The organism is Hyphococcus sp., assembly GCF_965267305.1.
Lineage (GTDB): Bacteria > Pseudomonadota > Alphaproteobacteria > Caulobacterales > Parvularculaceae > Hyphococcus.
Map to the genome: position 1 here is coordinate 218,762 of NZ_OZ253945.1, position 23,807 is coordinate 242,568.

Sequence of the window (23,807 nt, forward strand, 5' to 3'; positions counted from 1 at the left end):
CATAAAACAAAAAAGGCGGGACCCGAAGGTCCCGCCAGGGCGTCATGGGAAGGTTAGAAGTCAACGCCAAGACGTGCGTACCATTCAGCCGGGCGGCTGTAGGTGCCGTAAATCTGCCCGCCGGCGATCTGCGCCTGACCGGTGGTGAGATAGCGTTCGTCGGTAAGGTTGGTGCCGCCGACGGTGACATACCAGCGGCCGTCAGGCTCGCGATAGGTCGCGCTGAGATTGAGGATGTCCGTTGCGGGACGCTCGAGCAGGAAAGTGCGCTCGGTGTCGTTCCACATGGACGAGGTGTGCGTGTAGTCGGCGAGAAGGATCACCGTCGCGCCATTGCCCGGATTGAATTCGAAACGCGGGCTGACATTGAACTGGAAGTCCGGCGTTTTCGGCAGATCGGCGCCTGGGAAGATGCCGCCCTGCAGCGGATTCGCCGCGACCTGGGCGGGCCCGAGGACGTCGGTGTACTCCGCGTCGATGAGACCGACCGAAGCGTTGACCGAGAAGCCGTTGCCCGGAGCGAACACGGTTTCGACCTCGAGGCCTTTGATGCGCGCATCGCCGGCGTTCTGCACCGTCGGCGAAACGCCCTGCTGGAAGTTGAGCTGGATGCCTTCATATTTCGTCGTGAAGGCGGCCGCGTTCAGCAGGATGCGGTTGTCGGCGAAGGTCGACTTGAAGCCGACTTCCCAACTGGTGGCTTCCTCTTCGTCGAAATCCGGCGCGGTCGGAAGCGGGTTCGACAGGCGCGTTGTCCATCCGCCGGTGCGATAACCCTGCGAATAGCTGCCGTAGACCATCAATCCGTCTGCGGGCTTCACCTGGACGCTGACTTTCGGAGAGAAGTCGTCGAAGGTTTTCTCCTGAAGGCCGTCCACGTAATAGCGCAGAGGCTCGCCCGATACGGGGAAGCCTTGAGCAATGCGGCAGGCTTCCGAGATGGTCGGAACCAGCGTCAAGCAATTCGGATCGCCGAATTGCTGTGCGATCTTGTAGTTGAGGCCGTTGCGGTCCGATTGCGCGCCCTCAAACTGTTTCTTTTCGTGCGTGTAGCGTCCGCCGGCGGTGATGGTCAGCCATTCCGTCACATCGAAATCGATCTGGCCGAAGGCCGCGTAGTTTTTCGTCTTCAGATAGTTCGGTCCGTCAACCTGAAGGAGACCTTCCGCGAACGTCACGTAATCGTGCAGGTCGCCTTCCTCGACGAAGTAGTAGCCGCCGAAGACATAACGCACCCGGTCTTCAAGGAACGAGCCGGTGAATTGAAGCTCCTGACTGAACTGCCATTGATCCGTCGTAAAACTCGTATGCAGGAAGTTCAGCGGCGAGCCGTCGAGATCCATGCCCACATCCCAGTCGAGATGGCGGTAGGCGGAAATCGATTTGACGGCGGCGTTTTCGGCGAGATCGAAATCGAGCGTCAGGTGGACGCCGTAATTTTCAAGCCGCGCCACGTTGTTGCCGTTGGCGTAGGTCGTGTCGATATCGTCGGTGACGAACCGGTCGTCGTAGGGCAGCCGGTCATTATTGGGATCCATATCCGTATTGACGCCGAACAGCGCCGGCAGATCCGCCACCCAGTTAAGGCCGCCAATGCCGCCATTATAGGCGATCGGCGGTGGGCCGCCGCCGCAGGACATGTCGCCCGGAAGCGGCTGAATGCCCTCAATGGCGCAGTTGTAGGTGCCCGCGAAGACGGCGCCATTGGTGGCGATCACCTTGTTGGCGAGCTGGCTCTGTTTGGAGAAGGAATAGTCGCCCGAAAGCGTCGCCCGGAACGGCCCGCCATTGTCGTAGAGCAATTTCACACGGGCGTTCTTGGCGTCGATGCCGCCTTCATAGTCGCCTTCATTGCCGTAGATCGCGGCGCGCATCGACTGGATCGGCTCGACATTATAATTCTCGAAACCGGGGTAGGGCATGCGCTTCATGTAGCCGCGGCTGTCCTTCATCGAGAAGCTGACCGACGATTTCAGCGAGTCCGACAGCGGAATGTCGACCGTTCCGCGCACCTGCAGCAGCTCGAAACTGCCGGTTGTCACATCGCCGGAGAACGAGAACTCGTCGCCGGGCTCATGGGTGACGATGGAGATCGCCCCGCCGATGGTGTTCCGGCCGAACAGCGTTCCCTGCGGGCCCTTCAACACTTCGATGCGTTCCACGTCGAGAAGATCCTGGTTGGCGCCGATGGAGCGGGCGAGATAAACGCCGTCGAGATAGACGCCGACGCCGGGATCGATGTTGAAAGCGAAATCGTTGGCGCCGATGCCGCGGATATAAGCGGAAATAACGGCCGGATCGCCGGAGAATGGCGTGCCGGCGTCAAGCGAGACGTTCGGCGTGATGTTCGAAAGACCGGCGACGCTGGTGATCGCTCGCTCCTGCAGCGACTGCCCGTCGAAAGCGGAAATCGCAATTGGCACGTCCTGCACGTTTTCTTCGCGCTTTTGCGCCGTCACCGTAATCGTGTCGACCTGAGCCTTGGCGACGCCTGTCAGCGCCATCGCCATCGCCCCTATGCTTGCAGACAATTTATACTTCATCTTGTTTTACCTCCCGGGATGCGTTGCCTCGTCCCCGCCACGTTCGGCGGGAATCCTGCTGTCGTTCTGAACCATCGACAGGCTCGATGTTCTATCGTCGGCGCCGGTTGGGGCGCCGCGATCAAAGAGACTGGCGATATTTATCAGGGAAAGACCGTCTTCCTGACTGGCGGGATTTCCTGCATCCCAAGCGCCCGTTCGTGTGTGCGAAGGCGCGGCGGCCAGGTCGGAAAGACAAACATTCCCTCCCATCCCCCGCCGTGTTTTTGTTATGCGGCGGGATCAAGCATTATTGAGACAGAGCGTCCCCTTATTTGCGGACGCCGTCTTGAACAATCACGAAGCCCGGAAGGAGTTACGCGCAATGACAGTTGATGTTGTGGTCTTGCCACAGCGCCGGCAAGGCCGGCGCTTGTGTGGCGGCTTTAGTGTGCGGCGCGGTATGCCGTCGGTGAAACGCCGAATTTCTGCTTGAAGCAGCGGGTGAAATAACTGCAGTCATTAAATCCGGATTCGTAAGCGACGCTTGTGACGCTGAGCTCCGGCGCGGCCACAAGCCGGTCGGCGGCGAGATGCAGGCGCTTGTTGAGGATATAGGCGGACGGGGTCTCGCCGATGGCGGCGAAGGCGTTCTGAACCGTCCGGATCGAAACGCCCAGCTCTTCAGCGAGCCTGGAAGTCCTGAGTTCCGGATCGCAGAGCCGCGCTTTGACAAGCGCCGTGAGGCGATTGATGAGCCGCGCATCGCTTTCCACACGGAGGTTGCGGTCAGTAAGCGCCATGGCCAGGAGATTGTAGAACACATCCGTGATGCCTTTGACCCAGGCTGGATCGGCGTTGCTCTGATCGCCTTGGCGCCAGAGCGAAAGAATAAAGTCATGCAGCACGCGGCTGGAGGGCGTTTCGCCGGAAATGCGGTGCGAAGACAAAACGTCGTTCAAATTCGGCATCCGCTCCACAAGCGCGCCTCGCGGCATCTCTACGACCAGCATATCGTTGTCGTGGGAAAGCTCGACCCGATAATCCTCATAACTGTCGGTGAGGATGGAATCGCCCGCTCTCAGGTGCCGGATTTTATTCGCCTGCGTATGAAGACAGCTGCCGGCATGCTGGAAATGCAGCATCACGCGGTCGCCGCCGCTGCGGGCGATGCGGGCGTTGCGCTGGACGACGGCGTTGGGGGATTTCGGCCGGATCATGGTGAGATCGCCCATGGACCAGCGCCACATTTCTGCGTCGAACGTCTCGCGCTCGGAATCGACTGTGAGGCCGCAAAAGGTCTCGCTGGCGATGCGGTTCCAGAAGTCGAGACGCTCCAGTTGGGGGAGCTGATTGGTGAGGATATGCTCGATCTGTGCGGCCATCCGGCGTTTCACCCCGATCCGCCGCGCGGCGAAGAGCGCGCGGCAAGTTTTTGGATATTTTTCTTTACATCATAAACTATTTCCCCGGGATTTTCACGCGCTTGTTACAAATTCGGCTCTGACGCGGAGTCTCGTTTTCATCGCTTGACCGCGCAAGATTTTGCTATGACCCAGAGTCATATTGCGGCGCACAATGAACGCTTTTGTGCTCAGGGAAAACCGACGCCACCAAAAGGGCGCCCATTTCACTCCAGAAAAGCAAAACGCCGGCGCGGCTTTTATGCAAAGCGTCGTCTGTGATATTAAGGCCGTGATTTTATCGCTGAAATTCTCTCCATGCGGGGCGCAATGCAGGGCTTCTGGTTTCGATGTCCTGATCGCTCCCCATGGCAGCCGAACAAAAGGAAAGAGCCGCTCCCATGAATGTGATGCCGAAAAACTCCATGGTTCAGCCTGAATACTCAAGCGCTGCGAAAAAAGCGCTGGCCCGGCGGCCGTCGCTGTTCATCAACAATGAGTGGGTCGAATCGAAGACCGGCAAGACCATCGACGTGATCGACCCTTCCACCCGGAAGGTCGTCAGCCAGATCGCCGACGCCTCGAATGAGGAAATCGACCGCGCCGTCGCCGCGGCCCGGCAGGCCTTTGACGACGGTCGCTGGACCGGCCTGCCGCCCATCGCGCGCGAGCAGATGATCCACAAGCTTGCGGACCTTATTACGGAGCATGCGGAAGAACTCGCTGAACTCGAAGCCATCGACAACGGCAAGAACGCCGGCGTCGCCGCCGGCATGGACATTCCCGCTTCCGCCGGGATGCTGCATTATATGGCCGGCTGGGCGACCAAGATCAGTGGTTCTCAGATCGATCCCATGGCGGCGCCGTCGGGCGCGTTCCACGCCTATGTCAGGAAGGAGCCTGTCGGCGTCGCCGCGCAGATCGTGCCCTGGAACTTCCCGCTCATCATGGCGACGGGCAAGATCGCCCCGGCGCTCGCCGCAGGCTGCACCATCGTCCTGAAGCCGGCGGAACAGACGTCGCTGACCGCGCTCCGGCTTGCCGATTTTGTGGTTCAGGCGGGCTTCCCGCCGGGCGTCATTAACGTCGTCACCGGCCTTGGCGAAACCGCGGGCGCGCGCCTCTCGACTCATCCCGACGTCGACAAGGTCGCCTTCACCGGGTCGACAGAAGTCGGCAAGATCATCAATCGTGCAGCCACCGACTCATTGAAGCGCGTCACGCTCGAACTTGGCGGCAAGTCGCCGGTCGTCGTGATGCCGGATGTCGATGTGGAGAGCGTTGCGGCCGGGGCCGCCGGCGCGATCTTCTTCAATGCGGGCCAGATCTGCGTAGCTGGCTCGCGCCTGTTTGCGCATAAGTCAGTGTTCGACAAAGTCGTCGAAGGCGTTGCAAAGCATGCTGACGACTGGGCGCCCGGTCCGTCGCTCTGCCCGGAATACCGCATGGGTCCGCTCGTCTCCGATGAACAGCAAAAGCGCGTTATGGGCTTTATCGAGTCCGGCAAGAAGGAAGGCGCCTCCATCGTCAAGGGCGGGGACTCTCCTTCCGATGCAGGGTATTTCGTCAATCCGACAATTCTCGTCGACGTCAATCCGAATATGAAAGTCGTGCGCGAGGAAATCTTCGGACCGGTTCTCGTCGCGCAGCGCTTCGATGACATCGATGAAGTCGCCAAGGCGGCGAACGACACGCTTTACGGTCTCGGCGCCAGCGTCTGGACCAAGGATCTTTCGACCATGCACCGCCTCGCGTCTAAGATTAAGTCCGGCTCGGTCTGGGGCAATTGCCACTCCATGATCGATCCGGCGCTGCCGTTCGGCGGCTACAAACAATCCGGCATCGGCCGCGAGCAATCCAGCACCGGCGTCGAAGCCTATATGGAAACGAAATCGGTCATCATCGCGCTTTAGCGAGACCGGGTTCACAAATGCGGCGCGCCTCAACCCCGGGGCGCGCCTTTTTCATGCGAGTTCGCAAAAAAGCGCAAATTTTCGCACCGTCTGAGCGCCCCCCGGGCTTTGCCGGCATGATAAGCGAAGATAGTAATGACATATAACTATCTGCCCGCCGCGGAATGCGGCCAGCGCGTCAGTTCGGGACAGCAAGAGCGACAGGAATTTGTCATGACTGAAGAGCGCAAAGAAGAAGAAACCGTCGCCTACGAGGTCGTCGACCGCATCGCCTGGGTGAAGTTCAACCGCCCGGAGAAGCGCAACTGCATGAGCCCGAAACTCAACCGGCAGATGTTGCGGGTGCTCGATAAACTGGAGTTCGACGACAATGTCGGCGTGCTCGTCCTGACCGGCGAAGGGACGGCGTGGTCGGCGGGCATGGACCTCAAGGAATATTTCCGCGAGACCGAAGCGCAAGGGCTCGCCGGCACGCGCGGCGCGCAGCGCGAGGCCTATACATGGTGGAAGCGCCTGCGCTGGTATCAGAAACCGACCATCGCCATGGTCAATGGCTGGTGCTTCGGCGGCGGTTACGGCCCGCTTTACGCCTGCGATCTGGCGTATGCGGATGAAGAGGCGCAGTTCGGCCTGTCGGAAGTGAACTGGGGCATCCTGCCGGGCGGCGGCGCGACGAAAGTGGCGTTCGAGCTGATGCCGTTCAGGAAGGCGATGTATCACGCCATGCTGGGCGAGAATTTGACCGGCAGGGAAGCGGCGGAAGCCGGGCTCGTCAACGAAGCCTTGCCGGCGGACAAATTGAAAGCGCGCGTTGCGGAAGTCGCGAAGAAGCTGCTCGAGAAAAATCCGTGGACGCTGAAAGCGACGAAGGACGCCATGCGCCGGGTCGGCGAGATGACGTATGAGAACGCCGAGGATTATCTCATCCGCGCCCAGGAGGCCTTGAACTATTTCGACGGCGAGGCGCGCAAGGAAGGCATGAAGCAGTTCCTCGACGACAAGACCTACAAGCCGGGCCTCGGCTCCTACGACACCTCGAAGCAGAAGAAGTAACGAAGGGGTGATGCGATGACTGCCGCGAAGCCTGCGCTCCTTTTATTGCCCGGCCTTCTTTGCGATGAGACGGTCTGGCGCGCGCAGGTTCAGCGGTTTTCTTCTGAAGCCAACGTCATTGTCGCCGATTATGGCGATGCGGACAGCATTACGGGCATGGCGGAAAGGGCGCTTTCAGCGGCGCCGCAACGCTTTGCGCTCGCGGGCCATTCCATGGGCGCGCGCGTGGCGCTCGAAGCGCTGCGCATGGCGCCGGGGAAAGTCGAACGCCTCGCGCTGCTCGACACAGGCATTCACGCCGTCAAGCCGGCGGAACATGAAAAGCGCATGCGGCTCGTCAATCTTGCACGCAACGAAGGCATGGACGCGTTGTGCGAGGCTTGGCTGCCGCCCATGGTGCATCCTAAATTCCGGCAGGACGATGGGTTTTTAAAACCGCTGCGCGAGATGGTGGCGGGCTTCACGCCGGCGCGGTTTGCAGGGCAAATCCAGGCTCTGTTGACGCGTCCCGATACGATGCCGGCGCTTGCGGCTATTAACTGTCCGGTCCTCGTTGGCGTCGGGCGACAGGATGAATGGAGCCCGGTTGATCAGCATGAAGACATTCTCGCGCGCCTCAATGGCGATGCGAAAATGGCGATATTCGAAGAAGCCGGGCATATGGCGCCGTTTGAAGCGCCTCAGTCCGTTAATGGTGCGCTGGCGGAGTGGTTCACCGGGGAAGGCTGGGAGACCTCTCATTGAGCGGATTGGCCGAAACTGCTAAATTTCAACCGCCTGATGGCGAGCCGGGGGAGAGATCATGCCGGTGATGACCATAACGAACAAGCCCGTGCTGGAGCTTCTCGATGACCGTTCTCCGGATGTCAGCACCGAGTTTTTGAACAGCCTCGCAGGCTATCGCCTGAGGCAGGTTTCGAACGTCTTCATGTCCGAATTCGCCGCCGCCATGGCCGGCACGGGCATGCGGCCGGTTCAGGTCTCGATAATCTCCGTCGTCGATGAGAATCCGGGCATCCGCCAGGGCGAGATCGGCAGGGCTCTGGGCGTCGCCCGCGCCAATATGGCGCCGCTGATGGCCGAACTTGAGGCGATGGGGCTTCTGACACGCATTCCGGACGAGGCTGACCGCCGGGCTGTCTCGGTGTTCCTGACGAAGCAGGGACAGGCGATGCTCAAGAACTGCAAAGCGCGCATCATGGCTAATGAGCGCCGGGTCCTCGAAAGGCTGACGGAAAGCGAGCGCAAAACATTGCTGCGCCTGCTGAACAAGATATAACTGCAAAAAAGCCTCACAGGGATGAAATCACGATGAGCTTAAAAGACCCGCGCGAGATTCTCGCGAACTCGCCCATGGGAACCTTTCAGGTCATTGCCGTGGGCATGTGCGTGCTCTTGAACGCGCTCGACGGCTTTGACGTTTTGTCCATCAGTTTTGCGGCGCCAGGCATCGCTAAGGAGTGGGGCGTCGACCGCGCGGCGCTTGGCATCGTCTTGTCCATGGAGCTCATCGGCATGGCGGTCGGGTCAATGGTGATCGGCGGCGTGGCGGATGTTGTCGGACGGCGGCCGACCATTCTCGTCTGCCTCACGGCGATGGCGATCGGCATGGGGCTGGCCGCAACGGCGAATGGGATCGAAATTCTCTCGGTCTATCGTTTCGCAACGGGGCTCGGGATTGGCGGCGTGCTGGCGGCGACGAACGCCATGGTCGCAGAATATTCAAACGCCAAACGCAAAAGCCTTTCCGTAACGATCATGGCGGCGGGCTATCCAATCGGCGCGGTTATTGGCGGCACGATTTCGTCCATGTTGCTTGCGCATTACGATTGGCGGGCGGTCTTTATCTTCGGCGCTATGATGACGACGGTTTTTATTCCGCTCATCTGGTATTTCCTGCCGGAGTCAGTCGAATTCCTAGCCCAGAAGCGACCCAATGGCGCGCTTGAAAAGATCAATTCAACTTTAAAGCGCATGGGCCACGAGACGGTGTCGGAGCTGCCGCCTGTGAAAGAGGCCAAAGCGAAAATCGGTGTCGCCCGCCTTTTCGGTCCGGATCTTGCGCGCACGACGACGATCCTGACCTTCGCTTATTTCGCGCATATCATGACATTCTATTTCTATCTGAAATGGATTCCGAAAATCGTCGTCGATATGGGCTTTGAACCGTCGACGGCAGGCGGCGTGCTCGTCTGGGCGAATGTAGGCGGCGCCACGGGCGCCATCGTGCTTGGGCTTCTCGCCATGCGCTTCGGCATCAGAGGGCTCGTGATTGGCGCCATGTTTGTAGGCGGCTCTCTGGTGACGCTCTTCGGTCAAGTAGGGCCCGACCTCCAACAGCTTTCCATCATCGCTTGCTCGGCCGGGTTCTTTATCAACGCCGCCATTGTCGGCCTTTACGCTATTTTCGCCCACGCCTTCCCAACGGAAGTGCGCGCCGGCGGCACCGGCTTTGTCATCGGCGTCGGCCGCGGCGGCGCGGCCCTCGGACCGGTGGTCGCCGGATTTCTGTTCGAAAGCGGCTACGGGCTTTCCATGGTGGCGATCTTTATGGCGCTCGGCTCCATCTTCGCCGCCCTGGCGCTGATCTTTCTGGGCCGCTCGCGACAGGCTGCGGCTCAGCCTGCGGAATAGGCTCGGCGCGACCAGCTTTCGAACGGAGCGTCTATGAGCATCGATCTTCACATGTGGCCGACAGGGAACGGTTACAAAATCCTTATCATGCTCGAGGAGTGCGGACTCGATTACGACATCAAATGGGTGAACATCTTCAAAGGCGATCAGTTCAAAGAGGATTTCCTCAGGATTTCGCCAAACAATAAGATGCCGGCGATTGTCGATCATGCCGCGGCTGACGGAAAATCGCTGTCGGTTTTCGAGTCGGGCGCCATCCTTCAATATCTCGGGCGCAAGTCAGGCAAGTTCTACCCTGAAGATGAAAGGGCCCGCACGGAGACAGATCAATGGCTCTTCTGGCAGGTGGGCGGCCTTGGCCCCATGGCCGGGCAGGCGCATCATTTCGTCCATTACATGGAAGACAAGATCCCCTACGCCGTGGAGCGCTTTTCAAAGGAAACGAACCGTCTTTACGGCGTGATGGATAAGCGCCTCGGGGATTGCGAGTTTCTCGCTGGCGAATATTCCATCGCCGACATGGCCGCGTTCCCATGGGTTCGCCGTTACGCCTGGCAGGGCGTCGATATCAATCATTATCCGAATGTCAAAAGCTGGTATGTCCGCATTGAAGCGCGGCCCGCGGTAAAGCGGGCCCTCGCCATTGGCGCCGACAAGATGCCGCCGGTTGAAGCTTCAAAGAATTGACGGCTGGCTTTTCAGTCGTGGATGCGCCGCAAATACTCGATCAGGGTGCGGACTTCCTGTTTGGTGAAACGCTGTTTCAGCCATTCCTCATGTTCATGCACCGCCTTCTTGGCGTCGATCAGGACTTTTTGTCCCGTCGGCGTGAGCTTCAGCGTCTGCTTCCGCCCGTCGCTGGCGGACTGACCGCGCCGCAAAAGGCGGCGCCCTTCAAGCCGGTTGATGATCGCCATAACCGTTGCGCGATCCATGCGCAGCCGTTTTGCAAGATCGGTCTGCGCAATCCCCGGATGATCGTCCACAAGCCACAGGACTGACACCTGTTTCTGCGTCATGTCGAGGTCTGAAAACGTGTCCATGAAGTGCCGGTAAACGGACGTGTAGGCGAGACGAATATGGAAACCGACAATGTCGTCGATCTCTCCGATATCGTCCAATTCGCCCTCTTGATGTTCGTCAATGACGGACTGCGCTTTTCTCTTATTTTGATTGCGTTTTGTCACGCCCCTGTCCCTTGGCTCCCTTGAGCCTAGCATATACACTTCTAGAAAAGGAGGAAGCCATGGTTCATTTCCCCGATACGATGAGTTTTACCGGCTTCAACACTCCCTCGCGGATCGAGGCCGATATATACGATCTCGACATTGAAGGGGAGGTCCCGAAGGAGATGCGAGGGGCTTTTTATCGGGTGCAGCCCGATCCCCAATATCCGCCGCTTCTCGGCGACGACATCGCCTTCAATGGCGACGGCATGATTACACAGTTTCGCTTCTCTGACGGAAAGGTCAGCTTTCGCCAGCGCTGGGCGAAGACCGACAAATGGAAGCTCGAAAACGAGGCCGGCAAGGCGCTTTTTGGCGCATACCGCAATCCGTTGTTCGACGATCCGTCCGTGAAAGGACAAATCCGCGGCACCGCAAACACCAATGCCTGGATTTACGGCGGCAAGCTTTATGCGCTGAAGGAAGATTCTCCAGCGCTGGTCATGGATCCGGTCACGCTGGAGACCGAAGGCTACACCAAATTCGGCGGCATGACGGGCCAGACCTTCACCGCGCATCCGAAAATCGATCCGAAGACAGGCAACATGGCGGCCTTCGGCTATGCGTCAAAAGGCATCCTGACGCTCGACATGACCTATTATGAGATTGGGCCGGACGGTAAGCTTCTTTACGAAGTTTGGTTCGAGAATCCCTATTACGCGATGATGCATGACTTCGCGATTACCGAAGATTACGCGCTCTTCCATGTGGTGCCCTCGACGTCGAACTGGGAGCGTCTTGAAAAGGGCATGCCGCATTTCGGGTTCGACACGACAATGCCGGTCTATTTCGGCGTTCTGCCCCGGCGCAAAGGCGCGACCAAGGACGATATCCGCTGGTTCAAGACGGATAATTGCTTCGCCAGCCATGTGATGAACGCCTATCAGGAAGGAGATCGCATCCATTTCGACACGCCGCAGGCGAAGAACAATATGTTCCCGTTCTTCCCGGATGTTCACGGCGCGCCGTTCAATCCCATGGAGGCGTCAAGCTATCTGACGCGCTGGACGGTCAACATGTCTTCGAATTCGGAAGAGTTCGAGAGCCAGACGAAACTTACCGACATGTTCGGCGAATTTCCGCGCATCGACGACCGCTACACCGGCGTAAAGTACCGTCATGGCTGGATGCTGGTCGTCGACATGCAAAAGCCCTGCGAGCTCAAAGGCGGCAGCGCCGGCGGATTCCTCATGAACACGCTCGGGAAGGTCGATCACGAGACAGGCGAGGAACAGAAATGGTGGTGCGGGCCGGTCTCCACGCTCCAGGAGCCGTGTTTCATTCCGCGCTCGAAAGACGCGCCTGAAGGCGACGGCTGGATCGTCATGGTGTGCAATCGTCTTGAAGAGCATCGCAGCGATCTCCTCGTGTTCGATGCGCTCGACATCAAGAAGGGACCGATCGCCACAGTGAAAATTCCGATCCGGCTTCGCTTCGGTTTGCACGGCAACTGGGCCGACGCCGATGACATTGGCATGGCGGCCTGAGCCTTATGATCAAGCCGGAACTTGAATTCGTTTACGAGGCGGGCGGCGAGTTAGGCGAGCCGATCCCAATCGGCGACACGCCGGACGGAACGCGCCGGATCATTCCGATTTTCTCAGGCCCTGTTGAGGGCCCAAAGATCAAGGGCGAGTTGCTCGGCAACGCCGCCGACTGGCAGTTGACGCGCCATGACGGCGTCACCGTCGCAGATGCGATCTACGCCATGAAGACCGATGACGGCGTCGTCATCCAGATCCGCAATCGCGGGCTTCGTCACGGGCCACCGGAAGTGATGAAACGCCTCATGTCGGGCGAAGAAGTCGATCCGGCGGAATATTATTTCCGCACGATCCCGGAATTCATTGCGCCCACAGGCAAATATGACTGGCTCAACAAGTCGGTCTTTGTCTGCGCCGGGGCGCGCTACAAGCTCGGCATCAAGCTCTGGGTCTGGCGGGTTCTCTAAACCGGCTCTCCCGCCTCTTTCGCGCGGTCGAGCATGATTGCTTCATCCTTTGGCATGCGCCAGATAAGCGTCACAATCAGGACAACGATCACCGGCGCCACCCAGTAAACGCTTAAAATTGCGTCGCCGAGATTGCCTTCATTGACATCGCTGATCATGCCGACGGCATAGGGGCCGAGTCCCATGCCGGTGATTGTCATCATCAGAATATAATAGCTCATCACCATGCCGCGCATGCGCGGTAAAGCAAGGTCAAGGAGCGACGCGTATACCGGCGGCAGCCACATGGTGAGGACCAGCGAATAGAAGACGAACCAGCCGTAAAAGGCGCCGATGGATTGGGCTGTGTAAACGGCGATCGCGAGGAAGGGTGAGACGGCCAACGCGGCAAGCGTCACATAGAGGCGCCCGCCTTTGAAGCGCGCGTTGGCCCAGTCCGAAACCGGACCGGCGATCAGCGGGCCGACAATTCCCAGTATGGTGATGAGCGGACCGAATTCAGCGCCAACCTGCGCCGCCGAACGGTTGAAATGCTGGATGACGTAGACGGCCGTCCATGACATGACGCCGTAATTCAACACAGTCTGCAACGAAGCGAGGGCGATCAGAATGCCCATGGAAGGCTGTTTGACGATCACAGCGAAAGCGGGCTTGTCGCGCAGAAACAATGACTGCATCCAGCAGATGACAATATAAGCGCCGACGCCGGTAATGGACCATTGCAACGCATTGCCTGTCAATTCGAGGGAGCCGATTTTAAGAGCGATCGGATTCACTGGGCGAAGGCTGTTGGTCCAGCCGGTTAGAAAAACGGCTAACGCGATGATGGCGGCGGCGGCGGCGATATTGATGATCCAGAGTTTCGCTGGCGCTTTGCGGCGCGCGAATTCGAGCCACGCAAATCCGGGCAAAATGCCGGCGAGCGTGTCCAGGCTGGCTTTAAATGGGGCGGGATCGGGTTTTTGGAGAACACCGTCAGCAGCTCCGCGCACAGGCTCAGGCAGACGCAACAACAAGAAGCTCAAGAGTATGCCGGGCGCTGCGGCCACGATAAAAGCGGCCTGCCAGCCTTTAAACCCTAAAGGCGCATCACCTTCTGCGAAGGCTGCGTCCCACCAGTCGGCGATGGCGCCGCCAAGCATGAGCGCGCCGCCAAGGCCCAGCGCGACCGCGATGGCCATCGCGGCGGTAATTGTGCCGCGCTGTTTTTTCGGGAAGTAATCTGCCAGAAGCGACATGCCCGCCGGTTGGGAGCTGGCTTCGCCGATGCCGACGCCAAGTCGCGAGATGGCGAGCGTCGCAAAGCTGTTCGCGAAGCCGGCGAGCCCGGTCATGACGGACCAGCCGAAAATCGAAATGCTCAACAGTTTCGTGCGCACCCAGCCGTCGGCAAGGCGGCCGAGCGGCAGCGAGAAGACGGAATAAAAGAGCCCGAAAACGGCGCCGTAAAGAACGCCCATTTCAGCGTCGCCGATATTGAGGTCCGCTTTGATGCGCGGCGCGAGGATGGCGAGGATCTGGCGGTCCACCATGGACATGGCGGTCGTCAGCGTCACCAGGAAAAGCGCGTACCACGCGGTCCGGCCGCCGAGTTTCACTGCGCCGACATCGCTCATGTCTTTCGCCGCCATGTCTGTTTTCCCCGCCCGGACTATTTCAGGTTAAACGCCCGCTCGGCGTTCGTCTGCATGAGTTTTTTCTTGGTTTCGGGCGGTATGTCGAGAAGGTCGTGCGTGCGCACCTCGTCTGCGACGAATTGATAGGGATAATCCATGGCGTACATGACGCGGTCCTCGCCAAGCACGGACTGCGCGAACTTGATCGCCGGCTCCCACGCCATTCCGCTGGTGGTGACATAGACATTCGATTTCATGTAATCGGCGAGAGTTTTCTTCAGCGGCTTCATCCGTTCATAGCGTTTCGATTTAACGCCCGCCTGATGCATGTAATCGAGACGGTAGAGCCAGTAGGGGAGCGCTTCTCCCATATGGCCAACGATGATCTGCAGCTTCGGATAGCGGTCGAAGATGCCAATGGTGAGAAGACGCAGGAGATGCATGCCGGTCTCGACGCCGAAGCCGAAGATGGCTCCGTCGAGTCCCGCTTCCAGCATGGGATCGATCATCGCGTCCGGCGGCGTTTGCGGATGGATGTAAAGCGGCTGGCCGGTCGCTTCGAGCGCCTTGAAGATCGGGTCGTATTTCGGATCGTCGAGATATTCCCCTTGGGTGTGGCTATTGACCATCACGCCCTTGAACCCCATCTCGGCGCCGCGGTGAATTTCCTTCGCGCTCCATTCGGGATCCTGCGGCGCGATCGACGTCATGCCCACATAACGGGTCGGATGGCGCGCGACGGCGGCTTCCAGATAGTCATTCGCGCGGGACACCATGCCCTTCGCTTCGTCGGTCGGCAGGGGCTGAACACCGGGCGAGGTGAGCGACAGGATCGCGATGTCGATCCCTGTCTCGTCCATGTGTTTGATACGCAGATCATCAAGGTCCAGAAGACACTCCATAATGTGCGTCGCGCGCTGCGACGGCGAGGTTGCGTAAAACCCCCAGAGTGAGACCATGCCCTTGTCGGCGGTTCCGTCCTTCACCATGCGCAGATAGGCGTCGATCTGCTCCTGCGTGGCGAAAGCCTCTTCCGTCGCGATCCGCAAATAGCCGCGATCGCCGCCGGTCTTTAACTCATGGGTCATGGATTATCCTTCGTGAACGACTTTGGTGACGAGGCATGCTTCGACGCCTTCCGGTCCATCTTCTGCGCCATGTCCCGACCATTTGACGCCGCCGAAAGGCGAATCCGCTCCGCCGATCATCACCGTGTTGATGCCGAGCATGCCGGTTTCGATCTCATGGGAAAGACGTTTCTGGCGGGCTGAATCTAGCGTCCAGGCATAAGCGGCGAGGCCATAGGGAAGGCGGTTCGCTTCGGTGATCGCGTCTTCTTCCGACTTGAACGGATTACACAACGCCACAGGGCCGAAAGGTTCGGTATTCATGATCTCGCTTGCCTGCGGCACATCAGAAAGCACCGTCGGCGCATAGTAAAAACCCTGATTGCCGATGCGTTCGCCGCCGGTATGGAGCTTTGCGCCCTTCGATACCGCGTCGCCGATAAGCTGCTCCATGGCGTCGGGACGGCGCGGATTAGCCATGGGCCCCATCTGTACGCCGTCATCGAGACCGTTTCCGACTTTCAGCGCTTTCGCGCGTTTCACATAGCCGGAAACGAAGTCGTCATAGATTTCTTCCTGGATCATGAAGCGTGTGGGCGAGACGCAGACCTGTCCGGCGTTGCGGTATTTCTGCGGTACGACCGTATCGAGCACCTTGTCGAGGTCGATGTCCTTAAAGACGAGCACCGGCCCGTGTCCGCCAAGCTCCATGGTGGTGCGCTTCATGTCTTCGGCGGCGAGTTTCGCGAGATGCTTGCCGACGACCGTCGAGCCTGTGAAGGAAAGTTTGCGGATGATCGGCGAAGCGAGAAGGTGGCGTGAGACTTCATCGGGCACGCCGAAGACCGCTTGCGCCACTTCTTTGGGAAGGCCAGCATCAAGCAGCGCCTGCAATACGGCGAGCGCTGACGCTGGCGTTTCCTCCGCCGATTTCATGATGACGGAACAGCCCGCTGCGATGGGCGCGCCAAGCTTGCGGCCAGGGTTGCCGATGGGAAAATTCCATGGAGAAAAAGCGGCGACTGGGCCGACCGGCTCTTTCGTCACGGTCGAACGCATGCCCGCTGGCCGCACCAGCGTGCGGCCGTAAAGCCGCTGGCACTCGCCCGCGTAAAAGTTGAAGAGCCCGACATTCATCATCACTTCGATGCGGGCTTCGTGGAAGGGCTTGCCTTCCTCCATGGTGGCGATGCGCGCCATGTCGTCGGCGCGCTCCATCATCAGGCGCGCGGCGCCCTGCAAGACGGCGGCGCGCTCCTGCGGCGTCGACTTTCGCCAGATCTTAAAACCTTTGTCGGCGGTCTCCAGCGCCCGGTCGAGATCGGCAGAATCTGCCAGCGGCAATTCGCCCAGCGTCTCTTCCGTCGCCGGGTTCACCACGCGGTGCGTGCGGCGCGAGCCCTTATGGATGCGTTCGCCGTCGATGATCATGTAGAGTTCGGGATAGGCCGTCATTTCTGCTTCGCTTTCTGTTCGCGTTCAATATCGCCTTGCCAGCGTTCTGGCTTGATTTCTTCACCGGTGACAGGGTGTTTGTTGTGGAATGGCACGACTTTATGGGTCGGCCACAGCCAGACATCCTCGTTGATTTCATCCGGTCCCGTGGGATCTTCAGGATATTTCGTCTTCAGGAAAGGCACATAGTTCGGCCGAGTGTGAGCCCAGCCGGTTTCGAAATCGGCATGCCATTGCGGCACATAATTAAGAATATGAATTCGCCAGACGCCATCGACTTTCTTGTAGGTATTTTCGTAGAGACCGCCCTCCCACCACTGGCGGATTTCGCCAAATGATTTGTGCCGCCCCGCCTGCATGGTGCAGCGGAAGCGGGCGAGGGCGGTGACGCCGTCTTCCTGAATATCGACCACATCCTGATGCTGCGGGTGATCAAGCAAAAAGCCGTCCACAGGGCCGTTATTGCCATGCACGAACTGCTTTTGGAAGCGCTCGATATAAAGGCGCGCCGCGCCTTCCTTGCCCTTGAAGATGCCGCCGAAGAAATGAACCTCGCAGTCGTCGGTGAAAAGATCGACGACTTCTCTGTAGAGACATTTATCGATGAAATAGCCATAAAGATGATGCAGCTTGCGGACCGCCTGTTCGTCCTCGGCGCGCGTCATGCGTTCGGTCAGCGCCGCTACTTGCGCTTCTAGTTTTGCTATTCTGTCGGCGTCCGTCATTCGTCCTCCGGGAGCATGCGTTGCTGTGGGCGGTAAATCCTTTCCGCAGGCGAAATCTACCCGAATGCCGATGGGCAAGTCCCGCTGATATGGTAGTGAATATAACATCAATCGTGAAGCGTCCGGAAAGAAGGCGCACGCGGGGCGCAGATTGGCGCGCCATCACACCCCTCTAGCGGGTCTGGGAGGAACAATGAAAGACTTCGCCGGGCGGACGGCCTTCATCACGGGCGGCGCCAATGGAATTGGCCTCGGGCTCGCGCGCGCTTTGCTCGCCGAGGGCGCCAAGGTCGCGATCGCCGATATTAGACAGGAAGCGATCGACGCTGCACTCGAAACTCTCGACAATCAGCAGGCTGTCGGCATCCGCATGGATGTATCGTCGCGAGCAGAATTCGCCGACGCGGCGGATGAGGCGGAAGACCGCCTAGGCCCTGTGTCGCTGCTGTTTAACAATGCGGGAATCAATCTTTTCCAGACGATTGACGAGAGCACTTATGACGATTGGGACTGGGTGCTGGGCGTCAATCTTCACGGCGTCATCAACGGCGTGCAGATCTTCGTGCCGCGCATGAAGGAGCGTGGCAAGGGCGGCCATGTTGTGAACACGGCGTCGATGGCGAGCTTTCTCGCCGGTCCGGTGCCGGGGATTTACAACACGGCGAAATTTGCGGTGCGCGGCCTCTCGGAATCCCTGCGCTATTCCCTGGCGCCGCACGGAATCGGCGTTTCGGCGCTGTGTCCCGGCCTCGTCAAAACGCACATCTACGCCAGCGATGATGTGCGCCCCGAAGCATTGAACGCTCGAGGCAAACCTGTAGACGCTTCCTTCAATGCGCAGCTGGCGAAAGTTCATGAAGCTGGGATGGAGCCCGATGAAGTTGCGGCGAAGACGCTGCAATCTATCCGAGATAACAAATTCTATATCTTCACTCATCCCGAGTTCAGGGATGAATTGCGGGAAGTTTTCGACGAGATCATTGCGGATTACCCGCCCGGCGATGCGCCCATCGAGCGTCTCGCCTTCGAGCGCGGCCGGCGCGAAAACTACCGCAAGGCGCGCGCTGCGGCGCGGGGAAAATAATCAGCCCCAGCGATTGATCTCGGGTCCCGGCGCCCAGACCTGTTGCGGCGTCTTGGTTGTTCCCAAAGCAAGCGCGCGCGCGACCGACGGGCGCGTCTTCATCCGGCCCAGCCAGGCGCCGGCATGGTCCGCGCCGTCGAACGCCGCCGGCTCGATCTCGCGCATGCCGGCGAGCCATGCATAGGTCTCAAGGTCGGCGATGGAGAAGTCGCCCAGAAGCCAGTCGCGCCCGTCGGAAAGTTGTTTTTCGACTTTGTCGACCGCAGCCTTGATCTTGGTTTTCGAGTCTTCGATTTTATCGTCCGCAAAGGCGACGGCGCGAATCTCGGACCAGCGCGTCTTCAGATCTTCGCTTTTGATCGGGGCCGTAAGTTTGTCGAAAGCCGGGCCCTCAAGCGCAGAAAGCTTGTCTGCGAGATGCGCCTTCACGCCGAGATAGGCGGCGGCGGGCGCCACACGTTCGATGATCTGGCGGCACCAGGTCATCATCTCCCAGCGTGCAAACGGGTCTTCAGGCGCTATTGGCGACCCTTTCGCGCTATCGTTGAGATAACAGGCGAGAAATACCGAATCCGCCATGGGTTCGCCGTCAACCACGAGAACCGGGCCTTCGCCCTCGATGCTCATGTCGGTTTCGACGCTATGGGGAACCGCACCGTTATGGCGTTCGCCCATGGTCAGGTCGATGGGGCGCAGTTCGGCGTCATGGCCGGTTTCAAACAGCGCTGCGAGGACGGTGAGCGACGGTCCGTTTGGCTCGCCGTGATAAAGAACCATCGACATTAGGAACGCTCCAGAATTTTGACGCGCTTGACCATATCGGTCTTGCCCATGGCCCAGGTTTTTTTCGTCGCCGGGCGCTCATAGATCTTGCGCAGCCATTCGAGAATGTGCGGCGTCTTTTCGTCGTTCGAGAGTTCCGGCTGCGACAGCGGCAGGGCGTAAGCAATGTTAAACCCGTTAACATCGGCGAGACTATATTGATCGCTGGCGAGCCATTCCCGTTTCGACAGTTCTTCTTCAAGCATGCTGATGCCGACGGCGACGCGGCGCTGGGACTCTTTCATTTCCGCTTCGCCGAAGGTTCCGTAAATCGCCTTGCGCCAGGCTGTGCGCCGTTCGGGCAGGGGGATGCGGTCGATGGCGGCTTTCAGCATGTCCGGGTCCTTGCTGCGCACCATGGGGCCCACAAAGACGCTCCAGCCGATCATGGAGAAGGACGGCGCCAGCCACTGGTCCATGAACTTCATCCACCAGCGGATGCGCCATTGATCTTTCGGGTCATCGGGCATGAGTTTGGGCCCGGCAAAGGCGGCGTCCACATATTCCATGATCGCCGTCGATTCCGTCAGCACCCGGTCGCCATGGGTCATGGCCGGAATCGTGCCTTGCGGGTTGATAGCGAGATACTCCGGCTGGTGCTGGTCGAAGTTTAGCAGGTCCAGATAGTGGCTTTTGAACTCAACCCCCTTTTCCATCAGCGCCAGCATGGGCTTGCCGGAATTAGCGTTGGGCTCCCAGTGATATAGCGTCACATCGCTCATGAGCGTTTCTCGTCATTTGTCGCGCTGGAGCGAAAAACGCCCCGGTGCAGATGCTGGCTGCAGTTTAGACAATAATGACAATTGGCGGCTGCCGCACAGGGAAAGAAAACAAGACGTCACGACTTCGGCTCCTCGCTCAATCAAACGATTGTGCAGCGCACATTAAAACCTGTCCGAATTCCTGCGATTGATCCTTCTCATTTTGTGTAGCCCTGGAGCGTGAGAATGCTCAACATGCATCGGGCGCAAAGGGAGCAAGAAGCATGACGGATCAGCATATCGAGGACTGGAATGGCGAAGTCGGCGAACGCTGGCTGAAATATCTCGTTCCCTTCGAGTCCATGATATCGCCTATCAATGCCGCGCTGATGAAGACGGCCGCGTTCAAGCCGGGCGAGCAGGTGGTGGAGATCGGCTCAGGGGGCGGCAAAAGCCTTGTTGAGATTGCAAAGGCCGTGGCGCCGTCGGGCGCCGTCCTTGGCGTCGACATCGCCGAAATTCTGATCGAGCATTCGAAAAAGCGCGCGGCCGACGCAGGGGTCAATAATGTTGATTTCAAATGCGCCGATGCGCAAAAAGCGATGATCGATGCGCCGCGCGACCGCGCCTTTTCCAGCTTCGGCGTTATGTTCTTCGAAGATCCGGATAAGGCCTTCGCAAATATAAGGCGCTGGGTGAAGCCGGGCGGCGACTTCACCTTTTCCTGCTGGGGACCGCCGGACCAGAACCCGTGGATCGGCATGGTCGGCGCTACTGTGGGCAAGTATGTCGAAATGCCGGAACGCGCTGCGGACGGGCCGGGCCCGTTCCGCATGGCCGACCCTGAGGCGACGAAAGCGCTGTTGAAACGCGCCGGTTGGAAAGATGTCGAATGCACGCTCTGGAAGGGCGAGCAATTGCTGGGCGGCGAGGGCGCGACACCCGAGAGCGCCGCCGACTTCGTTTTGTCGGCGCTCGCCCTTGGCGAGCCGCTTGAGGAAGCCGGTCCGGGCGTCAAAGAAAAGGCCCGGACCGAGATCGTTAAAGCGTTAAAGCCGTTCTACAAGGATGGCTCCGTGCGTCTCGACGCCGCCGCCTGGATCGTCACGGCGAAGGCTTAGACGACTTCCCGGGCGCCGGACTCACCGGCGCCCTTCGCCTCGTCAGTCGCGCGCCGGGACGGTGGGCAAGTCGGGAATGATCGGCGCGACATGGAGGTGGCGCACGCGCCAGCCGTCGACGGTTTTGACGAAGATATTCGTGAACGAGTACTCCCCGTCATAGTCAAGCGTTCCATCCGGACGCGTCACTTCGATAGAGCCGATCCCCGTCACGAGAATAACGTCATCCGCGATGCGCTCGATCATTTGAATGTCAGGCTCATTCAGGCTTTTCCCGCCGGCTGCGCAGAACGCCTCGAAATCCCTGATTTCGCTCTCAGGTTCTTTCGGCATGGCTCTGAGGTAATTCGGAAGATATTCGGTTGCGTCGTCCGTCACATAGTCTTCCGCATACGTCGCGTCGCAGGCGTTTTCCTTAGCGTATTTTGTTTCGATCATCTTCCGCACGACCGCTTCATCGTCGGCGGCCGTCGTTAGGATCATCGCTAAACCAGCCAGTAACTCAAGCATTTTCGTTCCCCCTCAGGCCGACCGGCCGCTTCATACATGAGACCACGCGTCTAGCGGCCGGATTAGTGCTTCGCTCATCACAAAGCTCACTTAGAGCCTTGTACTGCACTGTTCGAATGTAACAGCTAACCGCTAATGGGGTCGCAGGCTAGTCTTTCGGCAGCCGGAAAACGTGCTCAGCGTTCTCCTGCATCAGCATTTTCTTATGGGCGGGCGGAATATCCATCCGGTCATAAGCGCCGACTTCGTCCGAGGATTGCTGATAGGGATAGTCCATGGCGTAGAGAACGCGCTCCGGCCCCATCACGTCCATGCAGAACTTGATGCCTGGCTCCCAGCCGACGCCGCTCGTCGTGATCCAGATATTGTTATGGAAATAGTGGCTGATCGGGTGTTTCAGCGTGACGGCCGGCTGGCCGCCGCGCAGGCCGGACACGCCGTCGGCGTTCGATTGCATCCAGTCAAAGCGATAGAGGTGAAGCGGCATGCACTCGCCGAGATGTCCGATGACGAGCCGCAGCTTCGGATATTTGTCGAAGGCGCCCGAAAGAACGAGGCCCATCGTGTGGTTCCAGACATCATGCGGAAATCCTCCGAGCGCCCCGGTCATGCCGCGCGCCGCATAGACGCGATCTTCAAACGGCGCCGTGGGGTGGATGTAGAGCGCCGCATCGTTTTCCTCGAGCGCCGCGAGAATGGGATCGCATTGCGGCTCGTCGAGAAAATGCCCGCGGAAATGCGAGTTCAATACTGCGCCGTTAAGTTTCAGCTCTTTCATGGCGCGTTCGATCTCCCGCGCGGCGGCGTCCGGGTCCTGCGGCTGGAAAGCGGCGAGGGCGGAGAACCGGTCCGGGCGTTTTGCGCAGGCTTCCGCAGCGATATCGTTCGAGCGCGCGGCGAGGCGCGTCCCTTCTTCCGGCTCGAGAACCTGCGGGCCCGGCGCGGTCAAGAGGAGAAGCTGGCGGTCGATGCCGTATTCGTCCATATGCGAAATGCGCAGATCGCCGAGATCGCAGAGCATTCTCTGGAGTTCCGGCATGGACGCGAACATGCCGCCCATGCGCAGCGCGGGATCATTTGGCGCATTGGCGCTTTTCAGGAGCTTGACCTGAGCCTCGACCAATTCGGGAAAGGTCCACGCCTCTTCGGTGGCGATGCGCTTGTAAGGCGCGTTGCGGTCGATATCGCCGGCGGGCGGCGCAAGGCCGATGCGTTTTCTGACGCCGCGCTCGACCATGTGGCCGCGCAGGCCCTTTTCACTGCCGTCGGGAAGTTTTTCACTTGCCATTGAGCTTCGCCCCCATCACTGGGTGTGCATAGTGATAAGGAACGTCATGGCGGTGCGGCCAGGTCTGGCGCGGCGCCGGCAGGAGTTCGTCCGGGCCCAACGGATTTTTCGGATAGGTTTCAACGGCCGGCTGCAAATGCGCTTCTGTGTGCGCCCAGCCCTTTTCATACTCCGCCTGCCACTGCACCATGTAGTCGAGGCGCTTGATCTTCCAGACGCCGTCTTCGCGCACATAATCGTTTTCATAGATGCCGGCTTCGTAAAACTGTTGCGGAAGACCTTCAGGCATATACTCGCGGCTTTCATGCATTCCGCCCATCAGGACGGCGCGGAAGCGGCCCTTTGCGGTCTTGCGGTCATCGGCGACGGTGATGATGTCCTGCATCTGAAAATGATCGAGAAGGAAGCCATATTCCGGCCCTGGTTTGCCTTTGGTGAAGAAATTCTGGAACCAGGTCTTATAGAGGCGTGCGACGCCCTCATGGCCTTTGTAGATGCCTGAGAGGAAGATGACTTCTCCATCCTTGGCGAAAAGCTGGACCACTTCGTCATATTGGCAGAAATCGATGTAATAGCCGTAAGCATAGTGAAGCTTGCGGATGGCGTTGAGGTCCTCGATCTTGCCCACCCGATTTTTCAGTTCAGCAAGCTCTGACTTCATATCATCAAGTTCACTCACGGCGTCCTCCCGGTTATCATTCGCGCTACCTCCGATG

Annotated in this window: 23 protein-coding genes; 11 read left to right on the forward strand and 12 right to left on the reverse strand. The window is 59.2% G+C overall.

The window, feature by feature from the left end; all coding sequences use genetic code 11:
• Positions 1–53: 53 nt before the first annotated feature.
• Together ACQY5P_RS01035 and ACQY5P_RS01040 are read right to left on the reverse strand one after the other, a co-directional pair.
• The gene (locus ACQY5P_RS01035; RefSeq protein WP_428408981.1) at positions 54–2,543 is read right to left on the reverse strand and encodes a TonB-dependent receptor; all 2,490 of its coding nucleotides are present in this window, start codon (positions 2,541–2,543) and stop codon (positions 54–56) included.
• Positions 2,544–2,968: 425 nt separating this feature from the next.
• Entirely contained in the window at positions 2,969–3,907 is a 939-nt protein-coding gene (locus ACQY5P_RS01040) for a helix-turn-helix domain-containing protein (protein WP_428408982.1), read from the reverse strand.
• A gap of 193 nt (positions 3,908–4,100) precedes the next feature.
• Between ACQY5P_RS01040 and ACQY5P_RS01045 the strand changes: the two genes are divergently transcribed.
• From ACQY5P_RS01045 to ACQY5P_RS01075, 7 genes are all read left to right on the forward strand, one after another.
• On the forward strand, positions 4,101–4,364 hold the full coding sequence (locus tag ACQY5P_RS01045; protein ID WP_428408983.1) for a hypothetical protein: 264 nt from the start codon (positions 4,101–4,103) through the stop codon (positions 4,362–4,364).
• On the forward strand, positions 4,327–5,838 hold the full coding sequence (locus ACQY5P_RS01050; RefSeq protein WP_428408984.1) for an aldehyde dehydrogenase family protein: 1,512 nt from the start codon (positions 4,327–4,329) through the stop codon (positions 5,836–5,838). Before ACQY5P_RS01045 ends, ACQY5P_RS01050 begins: the two co-directional genes overlap by 38 nt.
• A 213-nt stretch (positions 5,839–6,051) precedes the next feature.
• Positions 6,052–6,891: a p-hydroxycinnamoyl CoA hydratase/lyase gene (locus ACQY5P_RS01055; protein WP_428410615.1), complete on the forward strand. Its 840-nt coding sequence runs from the start codon at positions 6,052–6,054 to the stop codon at positions 6,889–6,891.
• A 15-nt stretch (positions 6,892–6,906) separates the two neighbouring features.
• Positions 6,907–7,635, forward strand: coding sequence for an alpha/beta fold hydrolase (locus ACQY5P_RS01060; protein WP_428408985.1), 729 nt, complete (start codon positions 6,907–6,909; stop codon positions 7,633–7,635).
• Between the two features lie 67 nt (positions 7,636–7,702).
• Positions 7,703–8,170 carry a MarR family winged helix-turn-helix transcriptional regulator gene (locus tag ACQY5P_RS01065; protein WP_428408986.1) on the forward strand — a complete coding sequence of 156 codons (468 nt, stop codon included), beginning with the start codon at positions 7,703–7,705 and terminating at the stop codon, positions 8,168–8,170.
• A gap of 32 nt (positions 8,171–8,202) precedes the next feature.
• Entirely contained in the window at positions 8,203–9,525 is a 1,323-nt protein-coding gene (locus ACQY5P_RS01070) for an MFS transporter (RefSeq protein WP_428408987.1), read from the forward strand.
• Positions 9,526–9,558: 33 nt separating this feature from the next.
• Entirely contained in the window at positions 9,559–10,212 is a 654-nt protein-coding gene (locus ACQY5P_RS01075; RefSeq protein ID WP_428408988.1) for a glutathione binding-like protein, read from the forward strand.
• 11 nt (positions 10,213–10,223) lie between these two features.
• Here ACQY5P_RS01075 and ACQY5P_RS01080 read toward each other — a convergent pair whose 3' ends face one another.
• Positions 10,224–10,712 carry a MarR family winged helix-turn-helix transcriptional regulator gene (locus ACQY5P_RS01080; RefSeq protein WP_428408989.1) on the reverse strand — a complete coding sequence of 163 codons (489 nt, stop codon included), beginning with the start codon at positions 10,710–10,712 and terminating at the stop codon, positions 10,224–10,226.
• Between the two features lie 59 nt (positions 10,713–10,771).
• Between ACQY5P_RS01080 and ACQY5P_RS01085 the strand changes: the two genes are divergently transcribed.
• Together ACQY5P_RS01085 and ACQY5P_RS01090 are read left to right on the forward strand one after the other, a co-directional pair.
• The gene (locus tag ACQY5P_RS01085) at positions 10,772–12,238 is read left to right on the forward strand and encodes a carotenoid oxygenase family protein (RefSeq protein WP_428408990.1); all 1,467 of its coding nucleotides are present in this window, start codon (positions 10,772–10,774) and stop codon (positions 12,236–12,238) included.
• 5 nt (positions 12,239–12,243) lie between these two features.
• Positions 12,244–12,702, forward strand: coding sequence for a DUF3237 domain-containing protein (locus tag ACQY5P_RS01090; protein ID WP_428408991.1), 459 nt, complete (start codon positions 12,244–12,246; stop codon positions 12,700–12,702).
• Here the strand turns inward: ACQY5P_RS01090 and ACQY5P_RS01095 are convergent.
• From ACQY5P_RS01095 to ACQY5P_RS01110, 4 genes are read right to left on the reverse strand one after another with little or no spacing between them, the layout of a single operon-like run.
• On the reverse strand, positions 12,699–14,333 hold the full coding sequence (locus ACQY5P_RS01095; protein WP_428408992.1) for an MFS transporter: 1,635 nt from the start codon (positions 14,331–14,333) through the stop codon (positions 12,699–12,701). The two genes, ACQY5P_RS01090 and ACQY5P_RS01095, sit on opposite strands and share 4 nt — an antisense overlap.
• 20 nt (positions 14,334–14,353) lie before the next feature.
• Complete coding sequence (locus tag ACQY5P_RS01100; protein ID WP_428408993.1) at positions 14,354–15,406, reverse strand: amidohydrolase family protein; 1,053 nt, start codon at positions 15,404–15,406, stop codon at positions 14,354–14,356.
• A 3-nt stretch (positions 15,407–15,409) separates the two neighbouring features.
• On the reverse strand, positions 15,410–16,840 hold the full coding sequence (locus tag ACQY5P_RS01105) for an NAD-dependent succinate-semialdehyde dehydrogenase (protein ID WP_428408994.1): 1,431 nt from the start codon (positions 16,838–16,840) through the stop codon (positions 15,410–15,412).
• Complete coding sequence (locus ACQY5P_RS01110; RefSeq protein ID WP_428408995.1) at positions 16,837–17,565, reverse strand: nuclear transport factor 2 family protein; 729 nt, start codon at positions 17,563–17,565, stop codon at positions 16,837–16,839. Before ACQY5P_RS01110 ends, ACQY5P_RS01105 begins: the two co-directional genes overlap by 4 nt.
• A gap of 193 nt (positions 17,566–17,758) precedes the next feature.
• On the opposite strand from ACQY5P_RS01110, the gene ACQY5P_RS01115 reads away from it, so the two are divergent.
• Positions 17,759–18,649, forward strand: a complete 891-nt coding sequence (locus ACQY5P_RS01115; protein ID WP_428408997.1) for an SDR family NAD(P)-dependent oxidoreductase — start codon at positions 17,759–17,761, stop codon at positions 18,647–18,649.
• Here the strand turns inward: ACQY5P_RS01115 and ACQY5P_RS01120 are convergent, their stop codons facing one another.
• Both ACQY5P_RS01120 and ACQY5P_RS01125 read right to left on the reverse strand, forming a co-directional pair.
• Positions 18,650–19,432 (reverse strand): glutathione S-transferase family protein, encoded by a 783-nt coding sequence (locus ACQY5P_RS01120; RefSeq protein WP_428408998.1) that lies wholly within the window; start codon positions 19,430–19,432, stop codon positions 18,650–18,652.
• Positions 19,432–20,193, reverse strand: a complete 762-nt coding sequence (locus tag ACQY5P_RS01125; protein WP_428408999.1) for a glutathione S-transferase family protein — start codon at positions 20,191–20,193, stop codon at positions 19,432–19,434. Before ACQY5P_RS01125 ends, ACQY5P_RS01120 begins: the two co-directional genes overlap by 1 nt.
• A 263-nt stretch (positions 20,194–20,456) precedes the next feature.
• Between ACQY5P_RS01125 and ACQY5P_RS01130 the strand changes: the two genes are divergently transcribed.
• Positions 20,457–21,293 carry a class I SAM-dependent methyltransferase gene (locus ACQY5P_RS01130; protein WP_428409000.1) on the forward strand — a complete coding sequence of 279 codons (837 nt, stop codon included), beginning with the start codon at positions 20,457–20,459 and terminating at the stop codon, positions 21,291–21,293.
• 42 nt (positions 21,294–21,335) lie between these two features.
• Here ACQY5P_RS01130 and ACQY5P_RS01135 read toward each other — a convergent pair whose 3' ends face one another.
• From ACQY5P_RS01135 to ACQY5P_RS01145, 3 genes are all read right to left on the reverse strand, one after another.
• On the reverse strand, positions 21,336–21,803 hold the full coding sequence (locus ACQY5P_RS01135) for a nuclear transport factor 2 family protein (protein WP_428409001.1): 468 nt from the start codon (positions 21,801–21,803) through the stop codon (positions 21,336–21,338).
• Positions 21,804–21,951: 148 nt separating this feature from the next.
• A complete protein-coding gene (locus ACQY5P_RS01140) occupies positions 21,952–23,091 on the reverse strand; it encodes an amidohydrolase family protein (protein WP_428409002.1) in 1,140 nt (379 codons plus the stop codon).
• A complete protein-coding gene (locus ACQY5P_RS01145) occupies positions 23,081–23,770 on the reverse strand; it encodes a nuclear transport factor 2 family protein (protein ID WP_428409003.1) in 690 nt (229 codons plus the stop codon). The genes ACQY5P_RS01140 and ACQY5P_RS01145 overlap by 11 nt, the downstream gene beginning before the upstream one ends.
• Positions 23,771–23,807: the final 37 nt, after the last annotated feature.

Excerpts from the sequence above, each read along its gene's own strand:
- ACQY5P_RS01140 (WP_428409002.1), bottom strand. The coding sequence starts at position 23,091 with ATGGCAAGTGAAAAACTTCCCGACGGCAGTGAAAAGGGCCTGCGCGGC.
- ACQY5P_RS01090 (WP_428408991.1), top strand. The coding sequence starts at position 12,244 with ATGATCAAGCCGGAACTTGAATTCGTTTACGAGGCGGGCGGCGAGTTA.
- ACQY5P_RS01065 (WP_428408986.1), top strand. The coding sequence starts at position 7,703 with ATGACCATAACGAACAAGCCCGTGCTGGAGCTTCTCGATGACCGTTCT.
- ACQY5P_RS01050 (WP_428408984.1), top strand. The coding sequence starts at position 4,327 with ATGAATGTGATGCCGAAAAACTCCATGGTTCAGCCTGAATACTCAAGC.
- ACQY5P_RS01135 (WP_428409001.1), bottom strand. The coding sequence starts at position 21,803 with ATGCTTGAGTTACTGGCTGGTTTAGCGATGATCCTAACGACGGCCGCC.
- ACQY5P_RS01060 (WP_428408985.1), top strand. The coding sequence starts at position 6,907 with ATGACTGCCGCGAAGCCTGCGCTCCTTTTATTGCCCGGCCTTCTTTGC.
- ACQY5P_RS01105 (WP_428408994.1), bottom strand. The coding sequence starts at position 16,840 with ATGACGGCCTATCCCGAACTCTACATGATCATCGACGGCGAACGCATC.
- ACQY5P_RS01070 (WP_428408987.1), top strand. The coding sequence starts at position 8,203 with ATGAGCTTAAAAGACCCGCGCGAGATTCTCGCGAACTCGCCCATGGGA.
- ACQY5P_RS01125 (WP_428408999.1), bottom strand. The coding sequence starts at position 20,193 with ATGAGCGATGTGACGCTATATCACTGGGAGCCCAACGCTAATTCCGGC.
- ACQY5P_RS01075 (WP_428408988.1), top strand. The coding sequence starts at position 9,559 with ATGAGCATCGATCTTCACATGTGGCCGACAGGGAACGGTTACAAAATC.
- ACQY5P_RS01110 (WP_428408995.1), bottom strand. The coding sequence starts at position 17,565 with ATGACGGACGCCGACAGAATAGCAAAACTAGAAGCGCAAGTAGCGGCG.
- ACQY5P_RS01040 (WP_428408982.1), bottom strand. The coding sequence starts at position 3,907 with ATGGCCGCACAGATCGAGCATATCCTCACCAATCAGCTCCCCCAACTG.
- ACQY5P_RS01055 (WP_428410615.1), top strand. The coding sequence starts at position 6,052 with ATGACTGAAGAGCGCAAAGAAGAAGAAACCGTCGCCTACGAGGTCGTC.
- ACQY5P_RS01035 (WP_428408981.1), bottom strand. The coding sequence starts at position 2,543 with ATGAAGTATAAATTGTCTGCAAGCATAGGGGCGATGGCGATGGCGCTG.
- ACQY5P_RS01045 (WP_428408983.1), top strand. The coding sequence starts at position 4,101 with ATGAACGCTTTTGTGCTCAGGGAAAACCGACGCCACCAAAAGGGCGCC.
- ACQY5P_RS01120 (WP_428408998.1), bottom strand. The coding sequence starts at position 19,432 with ATGTCGATGGTTCTTTATCACGGCGAGCCAAACGGACCGTCGCTCACC.
- ACQY5P_RS01100 (WP_428408993.1), bottom strand. The coding sequence starts at position 15,406 with ATGACCCATGAGTTAAAGACCGGCGGCGATCGCGGCTATTTGCGGATC.
- ACQY5P_RS01115 (WP_428408997.1), top strand. The coding sequence starts at position 17,759 with ATGAAAGACTTCGCCGGGCGGACGGCCTTCATCACGGGCGGCGCCAAT.
- ACQY5P_RS01095 (WP_428408992.1), bottom strand. The coding sequence starts at position 14,333 with ATGGCGGCGAAAGACATGAGCGATGTCGGCGCAGTGAAACTCGGCGGC.
- ACQY5P_RS01130 (WP_428409000.1), top strand. The coding sequence starts at position 20,457 with ATGACGGATCAGCATATCGAGGACTGGAATGGCGAAGTCGGCGAACGC.
- ACQY5P_RS01085 (WP_428408990.1), top strand. The coding sequence starts at position 10,772 with ATGGTTCATTTCCCCGATACGATGAGTTTTACCGGCTTCAACACTCCC.